Origin of the sequence: Comamonas sediminis, assembly GCF_041107495.1 — a bacterium.
In the GTDB taxonomy this organism is placed as follows: domain Bacteria; phylum Pseudomonadota; class Gammaproteobacteria; order Burkholderiales; family Burkholderiaceae_C; genus Comamonas; species Comamonas sediminis.
In genome coordinates, this window is record NZ_JBGBDC010000012.1 from 142,828 (window position 1) to 150,183 (window position 7,356).

Consider the following 7,356-nt stretch of genomic DNA (forward strand, 5'->3'; position numbering starts at 1 on the left):
ACCAGCCAACCATGTTGACCCAACCTTCCAGCAAGTACCGCGCTTTTCCAGCCATTGCGTTGCGTGACCGCACTTGGCCTGATGCCCAGATCACCCAGGCACCCATCTGGCTGTCGACCGATCTGCGCGACGGCAACCAGGCGCTGATCGAGCCGATGGACCTGGCGCGCAAGCTGCGTATGTTCGACATGCTGGTCAAGATTGGCTTCAAGGAAATCGAAGTCGGCTTTCCCGCTTCCTCGCAGATCGAATTCGACTTTGTGCGGCAGTTGATCGAGGAAAAGCGCATCCCTGCCGACGTCACCATCCAGGTGATGACCCCCGCCCGCCCAGAGCTGATTACGCGCACGGTCGAGGCCCTGCAAGGCGCGCCGCGCGCCATCGTCCACATCTACAACGCGGTGGCCCCTGTCTGGCGCAAGGTCGTGTTCGGCATGAGCGTGCCCGAGGTGATGGCCTTGGTCAAAGACCAGGTGACCCATCTCAAGGTCTTGACCGATGCCCAGCCGGGCACCGAGTGGGTGTTGCAGTATTCGCCCGAAACCTTCTCGCTGGCCGAGCTCGATGTGTCCTTGCAGGCCTGCGAGACCGCGATTGCCGCCTGGGGCGCTGGCCGTGACATCATTCTGAACCTGCCCACCACGGTGGAAAACGCCACCCCGAACGTGTTTGCCGACCAGATCGAGTGGATGGTGCGCAAGTTCGCTGGCCGCCCTGAAGTGGTCGTGTCGGTGCACCCGCACAACGACCGCGGCACTGGCACGGCCAGCGCCGAGCTGGCCTTGATGGCCGGCGCCCACCGCGTCGAAGGCTGCCTGTTCGGCAATGGCGAGCGCACCGGCAACCTCGACATCGTCAATGTGGCCTTGAACATGTATGTGCAGGGCGTATCGCCCCAACTGGATTTCTCGGACATCGACGCGATCCGTGCCGAAGTCGAGTACTGCAACCAGTTGCCGGTGCCTGCCCGCCACCCCTATGCCGGCGACCTCGTCTACACCTCGTTTTCTGGCTCGCACCAGGACGCCATCAAGAAGGCCTTTGCGGCCCGCCAGGATGCCGATATCTGGGAAATTCCCTACTTGCCGATCGACCCCAAGGACCTGGGCCGCAGCTACGAAGCGGTGATCCGCGTCAACAGCCAGTCGGGCAAGGGCGGTATCTCCTACCTGCTCGAAGAAGCCTATGGCCTGGCGATGCCACGCCGCTTGCAGATCGAGTTCAGCCAAGTGGTGCAGCGCGCGATGGACACCGCGGGCACCGAGTTCACCGCCAAGGATTTGTGGAAAATTTTCGAGCGCGAGTACCAACTCAGCGCCAACCATGCACTGGCCCAGTACCGCGTGGAATCGGGCGACAGTGATGACGTGCGCATCAGCGGCAAGCTGCAATGGGCCGGTCAGGCTGTCAGCATTGCCGGCCAGGGCAACGGTCCGATCGATGCCTTTGTGCAGGCGGTCAGCAGTGCCATTGGTATTCCTGTACGCCTGCTCGACTACAGCGAGCATGCCGTTGCCGCCAGCGATGCGCGCGGCGACAAGGGCGCCAATGCCACCGCTGCCGCCTACATCGAGCTGCGCGTCGGCGACAGCCAGAGCCTGTATGGCGTGGGCATGGACAGCAACAGCACCCAGGCGGCTTTCCGCGCGGTGATGAGCGCGGTGGTACGTAGCGGTGCTGTCGCCAGCGTGCAAACGGCAGCGCCACAAGCAGCTGCGGAAACGGCTGCTGCCTAACCACAGGCAGAGCAAAGCACGTAAACTACAGCGCGGTTGACGCAGGCTGCAGGAGAGCGGGCAGACCGCTTTCCTGCAGCCTGTTGTAGAGATTCCACTTACCCACAGTGGCAGCACGGCGGCAGCGCATGACCCATGCCATGGAGAACACACGATGAGCGACCAACTGATTATTTTTGATACCACCTTGCGCGATGGCGAACAGTCGCCCGGCGCGTCGATGACCAAGGACGAGAAGCTGCGCATTGCGCGCCAGCTCGAGCGCCTCAAGGTGGACGTCATCGAGGCTGGCTTTGCCGCCAGCTCCAACGGAGATTTCGATTGTGTGCAGAGCATCGCCTCCATCATCAAGGACTCGACCATCTGTTCGCTGGCCCGCGCCAATGACCGTGACATTGCCCGCGCTGCCGAAGCCTTGAAGCCTGCCAACCGGGCACGCATTCACACCTTCATTGCGACCAGCCCGCTGCACATGGAGAAAAAACTCCGCATGTCGCCCGATGAGGTGTTCGAGCAGGCCAAGATGTCAGTGCGCTTTGCCCGCAATCTGGTGGGCGATATCGAATTCAGTCCCGAAGACGGCTACCGCAGCGACCCGGATTTTCTCTGCCGCGTGATCGAGGCGGTGATCGCCGAAGGCGCCACCACCATCAATGTGCCCGACACCGTCGGCTACGCGATCCCCGAGCTCTACGGCCAGTTCATTCTGAACCTGCGCGAGCGCATTCCCAACAGTGACAAGGCCATCTGGTCGGTGCATTGCCACAACGACCTGGGCATGGCCGTCGCCAACTCGCTGGCCGGCGTCAAGATCGGTGGTGCGCGCCAGGTGGAGTGCACGATCAACGGCCTGGGCGAGCGCGCGGGTAACTGCTCACTGGAAGAAGTCGTCATGGCCGTCAAGACGCGCCGCGATTACTTTGGCCTCGATGTCAACATCGACGCCCAGCACATTGTGGCCGCCAGCCGCCTGGTCAGCCAGACCACCGGCTTCGTGGTGCAGCCCAACAAGGCCGTGGTGGGCGCCAATGCGTTTGCCCATGCCTCGGGCATCCACCAGGATGGCGTGCTCAAGGCCCGCGACACCTACGAGATCATGCGGGCCGAGGATGTGGGCTGGAGCGCCAACAAGATCGTGCTGGGCAAGCTCTCGGGCCGCAACGCCTTCAAGCAGCGCCTGCAGGAGCTGGGTGTGGTGATGGACAGCGAAAGCGACATCAATGCCGCCTTCGCCCGTTTCAAGGACCTGGCTGACCGCAAGAGTGAAATCTTTGACGAGGACATCCTGGCACTGGTGCACATGGAAGGCGCGGAAGCCCAGGCTGAGACCTACCGCTTTGTGTCGCTGTCGCAAGCCAGCGAAACGGGCGAGCAGCCCAAGGCCAGTGTGGTGCTGATTGCCCACGGCCAGGAAGTGCGCGGCGAGTCCACCGGCAACGGGCCTGTCGATGCATCGATGAAGGCCATCGAATCCCAGGCGCGCAGCGGTGCGGAGATGGTGCTGTATGCGGTCAATGCGATCAGCGGCTCCACCGAGAGCCAGGGTGAGGTGACCGTACGCTTGCAGCAAGGTGGCCGCATCGTCAACGGTGTAGGTGCAGACCCCGATATCGTCGTGGCGTCAGCGAAGGCTTACATCGCTGCACTGAACAAGTTACAAAATCCTACGGAGCGAGTAGCTGCACAAGGTTGAGACTTCGGAATATAATTTCACTTAAATAATTGAAGAACCGCGTAAGTTCATGAATTTGCGCGATTTTTTGAATCCAAATTTCCGCTGTCAGCTATCGTATTTGTAGGGAGCAGAATAATGGCGCTACGTCATCGCAGTGTTTTGCGTCGTTTTTCACATTTGTTTGCAATTTGTACGTTGGCCTTTGGTTTAGCGGCGCCTGCCGCCCATGCCAGCGCCAAGAATAAGCCCGCTGCGAAGGCCCATGTGCAGGCCAAGGCAGGCAAGAAGCAGGCGGCCGTGGCCTCCAAGGGTGAGCGCAATGGGCGCCAGAAGCAGGCAGCTGCAGCGCCCGCGTCGAAAAAGCTCGCAGGCAAGGCTGCGAAGGGCAAGACCACCGTCGCCAAGGTGGGCCGCCATGCCGGTCGTGCTGCGGTCGCCTCGGCCGTCATCATTCCCGAGCGCCAATCCTTCGGCCAGCTCGCCGGTCTGCATGATGTGACCGATCCGCTGGCCCTCAAGTCCAGCGTGGCGCTGGTGCTGGACCAGGACACGCATGAGGTGCTGCTGTCCAAGAATGACCATGCGGTGCTGCCCATCGCCTCGCTCACCAAGCTGATGACCGGCCTCATCATCTCCCAGGCCCAGCTGCCGATGGACGAGATGATCACCATCACCCAGGACGATGTGGACACCGAAAAGCACAGCAGCTCGCGTCTGCGTGTCGGCACCACATTGATGCGTGGCGAGTTGCTGCACCTGGCGCTGATGTCCAGCGAAAACCGCGCAGCGCATGCGCTGGGCCGCACCTATCCGGGCGGCATGCAGACCTTTGTCGGCCTGATGAACATGAAAGCCAAGATGCTGGGCATGGCCGATACCCGCTATGTCGAGCCCACCGGCCTGTCGAGCTCCAACCAGTCCAGCGCCTTCGACCTGGCGACCTTGGTCAACGTGGCGCACTCCGATCCGCTGATGCGCGATCTGACCACCTCGCCGTCCTACCAGGTGGAAGTGGGTGAGCGTACCGTCCAGTTCAACAACACCAACCGCCTGGTGCACAACCCGGAGTGGAACATCGGCCTGCAAAAGACCGGCTATATCTCCGAAGCCGGGCGCTGCCTGGTGATGCAGACCCAGGTCGCGGGCCGCAAGCTGATCATGGTGTTCCTGGATTCGGCTGGCAAGTTTGGCCGTCTGGCAGACGCCGAACGGGTGCGCCATTGGGTGGAAGGCTCCGCCACGCACCTGCTGGCCAAACACTGACGCCAGGCACCCAACAAAAAACCTGCCTCGGCAGGTTTTTTTGCGTCTGCGAGTGTGCAGGGCGGACTGGCGTCAGCGTGCGTTGGGCTGGCGGTGTTCGTCAAATCCCAGTGCCGATGAGATCTCGCTCGCCGTGGCCTGCAGGCGCGTGGTCCAGGCGTCCTCCAGCCGGTCAGCGGGGGCGGAGACGGACAGCCCTGCCACCAGGCGCCCCTGGTCGTCATAGATGCCTGCGGCCATGCAGCGCACGCCCAGCTCCAGCTCTTCATTGTCGCGTGCCACGCCGTACTGGCGTGTCTTGGACAGCTCGCGCTCGAGCACCGCCAGGTTGGTGATGCTGTTCTTGGTATTGCCGGCCAGGCCCGTGCGCATGGCGTAGGCGCGCACACGCTCGGGTTCATCATCGGCCAGGAAGAGCTTGCCGGTGGAGGTCAGATGCAAGGGCGCATGCCCGCCGATGGCACGCACCACCTGCATGCCCGAGCGTTCGCTGAAGCTGCGCTCCACGTAGACGATCTCATCGCCCTGGCGCATGCTCAGGTTGATGGCCTGCTGGGTCGCCAGGTGCAGGCGGCGCATCGGCAGCAACGCCACTTCGCGCACATTGATGCGTGCCTTGACCAGGTTGCCCAGCTCCAGCAGGCGCATGCCCAGGCGGTAGCTGCCCGATTCGGGGCGGTCCACGAAGCGGCCGATGGTCAGGTCATTCAAGATGCGGTGCGTCGTCGACGGGTGCAGGCCCGTGATTTCGCTGAGCTCTTTCAGTGACACCGCTTCCTCGCGCGTGGCCAGGACGTCCAGCAGCGTGAACATGCGCTCTAGCACTTGCACGCTGGGCTTGGTGACGGTGTCATGTGTTGTTTTGGTCATGCGTAGACTGGCGCTCAGATAACAAAGATAGGGGGGGCCGCTTGATCGCAGCGATCAGGCGGCGCAATGGTTGGCGAGCTGGCCCGGTTGCCAGCGCTGGTCGATGTAGACCTCATAGGGCTGGTAGTCGGCCTTGTACTGCATCTTGGGGCTGGCGGCAATCCAGTAGCCCAGGTACAGGTAGGGCAGGCCCATCGCACGGCACTGCTCGATCTGCCAGAGCACGTTGTAGGTGCCGTAGCTGGTGTGGGCCTCGGGCTCGTAAAAGGTGTAGACGGCGGACAGGCCGTCGTTGAGGATATCGATGATCGAGACCATCTTCAAGGCGCCGGGCTGTGTGCCCTGTGCCGGTTCGCGGAACTCCACCAGGCGGCTGTTGACCCGGCTTTGCAGCATGAACTGCGAATACTGCTCGACACTGTCCTCATCCATGCCGCCACCGGTGTGGCGGGCCGATTGGTAGCGCAGGTAGAGCGCGTAGTGCTCGCGCAGAAAGCCCAGCGGCAGCACGCGCACTTCCAGTGCTTCATGCTGTTTGCGCGCGCGGCGCTGGTGGCGCTTGGGTTTGAAGTCCTGCACATGCACGCGCAAAGGCACGCAGGCCTGGCAGCCATCGCAATAAGGGCGGTAGGTGAACAGGCCGCTGCGGCGAAAGCCCTGCTGGATCAGCTCGGAATAGACATCGTTCTGGATGGCGTGGCTGGGCGTGGCTACCTGAGAGCGCGCCATGCGCGCTTCGAGATAGCTGCATGGGTAGGGCGCTGTCGCATAAAACTGCAAGCTGTGCAGCGGTAGTTCGTTCAGCCTACTCATCCGGATGCGGAGATGTCATTTCAGATAGTGGGATTATGTCAGTCCAATCGCGAGATGCAAACTCCCAACGCATCGGGGGCAGCGCTATTTGCGTGCGCACATGGGCCACAAACCGGCTGCGCGGTATCTCTGCTGCACCCATGAAGGCCAGATGCCCGGTGTTTTGCTGGCAATCGATCATCGGCGCCTGCTCACGGCGGCAGATCTGCACCAGTGCGGCCAGCGCAATCTTGGAGCCATTGGGGACCGTGGTGAACATCGATTCACCAAACACCGCGCGGCCGATGGCCACACAGTACAGCCCGGCCACCAACCGGCCGCGCTGCCACAGCTCCACACTGTGGGCAAAGCCATCGCGGTGCAGCTGCGTGTAGGCAGCCTGGATATCGTCGACGATCCAGGTGCCATCCTGCCCCGGGCGGGCCTGCTGGCTGCAGGCTGCAATCACGGCGGCAAAGTCGCTGTCGATGCGCAGCTCGCTGTGCGGATCCTGTTCAAACTTGCGGATCGCCTGCTTGAGCGAGCGGTGGAGCCTGAAATCGGCCGGTTGCAGCACCATGCGCGGATCGGTGGACCACCACAGGATCGGCGAGCCTTCGCTGAACCACGGGAAGATGCCCTGGCGGTAGGCCTGCTGCAGATGGGCGCTGTCGAGCACGCCGCCGGCGGCGAGCAGGCCGGGGTGGGGCGTGTCGGGTCCCCAGGCCCGGTCGACCGGCGGAAAGTCGTCATCGGGCTGCAGCCAGGCAAGCGGAGGGGTGTGGTGGTTGGCGCTCATGGTGTCTGTTGCCATGGTAGCGGCCAAATGGCGGGCTGCCGGCCCCCAAGGCGGCGCGGGGGTGATAAATACTGCAGTTCTGCCGCCGCAGCGGGGCAGGGCCTGCAAAAACAAAAAGCCTGCACATGTGTGCAGGCTTTTGAAGTGGCTCCTCAACCTGGGCTCGAACCAGGGACCTACGGATTAACAGTCCGGCGCTCTACCAACTGAGCTATTGAGGA

The 7,356-nt window shown here is 62.6% G+C and carries 6 protein-coding genes and 1 tRNA gene; 3 read left to right on the top strand and 4 right to left on the bottom strand.

Features of this window, described 5'->3' with window-relative positions; genetic code table 11:
- The first annotated feature begins 11 nt into the window (after positions 1-11).
- The 3 genes from leuA to AB7A72_RS22960 all read left to right on the top strand — a co-directional run bounded on the left by leuA (position 12) and on the right by AB7A72_RS22960 (position 4,674).
- Positions 12-1,736: a 2-isopropylmalate synthase gene (gene leuA, locus AB7A72_RS22950; RefSeq protein ID WP_369461263.1), complete on the top strand. Its 1,725-nt coding sequence runs from the start codon at positions 12-14 to the stop codon at positions 1,734-1,736.
- A 154-nt stretch (positions 1,737-1,890) separates the two neighbouring features.
- On the top strand, positions 1,891-3,429 hold the full coding sequence (locus AB7A72_RS22955) for a 2-isopropylmalate synthase (protein ID WP_239808756.1): 1,539 nt from the start codon (positions 1,891-1,893) through the stop codon (positions 3,427-3,429).
- A gap of 117 nt (positions 3,430-3,546) precedes the next feature.
- Positions 3,547-4,674, top strand: coding sequence for a serine hydrolase (locus AB7A72_RS22960; protein WP_239808755.1), 1,128 nt, complete (start codon positions 3,547-3,549; stop codon positions 4,672-4,674).
- Between the two features lie 72 nt (positions 4,675-4,746).
- On the opposite strand, the gene AB7A72_RS22965 is transcribed toward AB7A72_RS22960, so the two are convergent.
- The 4 genes from AB7A72_RS22965 to AB7A72_RS22980 form a co-directional block, all read right to left on the bottom strand.
- Positions 4,747-5,544 carry an IclR family transcriptional regulator gene (locus AB7A72_RS22965; protein ID WP_239808754.1) on the bottom strand — a complete coding sequence of 266 codons (798 nt, stop codon included), beginning with the start codon at positions 5,542-5,544 and terminating at the stop codon, positions 4,747-4,749.
- A gap of 54 nt (positions 5,545-5,598) precedes the next feature.
- On the bottom strand, positions 5,599-6,357 hold the full coding sequence (locus tag AB7A72_RS22970) for an arginyltransferase (RefSeq protein ID WP_312415367.1): 759 nt from the start codon (positions 6,355-6,357) through the stop codon (positions 5,599-5,601).
- Complete coding sequence (gene aat, locus AB7A72_RS22975) at positions 6,350-7,150, bottom strand: leucyl/phenylalanyl-tRNA--protein transferase (RefSeq protein ID WP_239808752.1); 801 nt, start codon at positions 7,148-7,150, stop codon at positions 6,350-6,352. Before aat ends, AB7A72_RS22970 begins: the two co-directional genes overlap by 8 nt.
- 130 nt (positions 7,151-7,280) lie before the next feature.
- Positions 7,281-7,356, bottom strand: a tRNA-Asn gene (locus AB7A72_RS22980).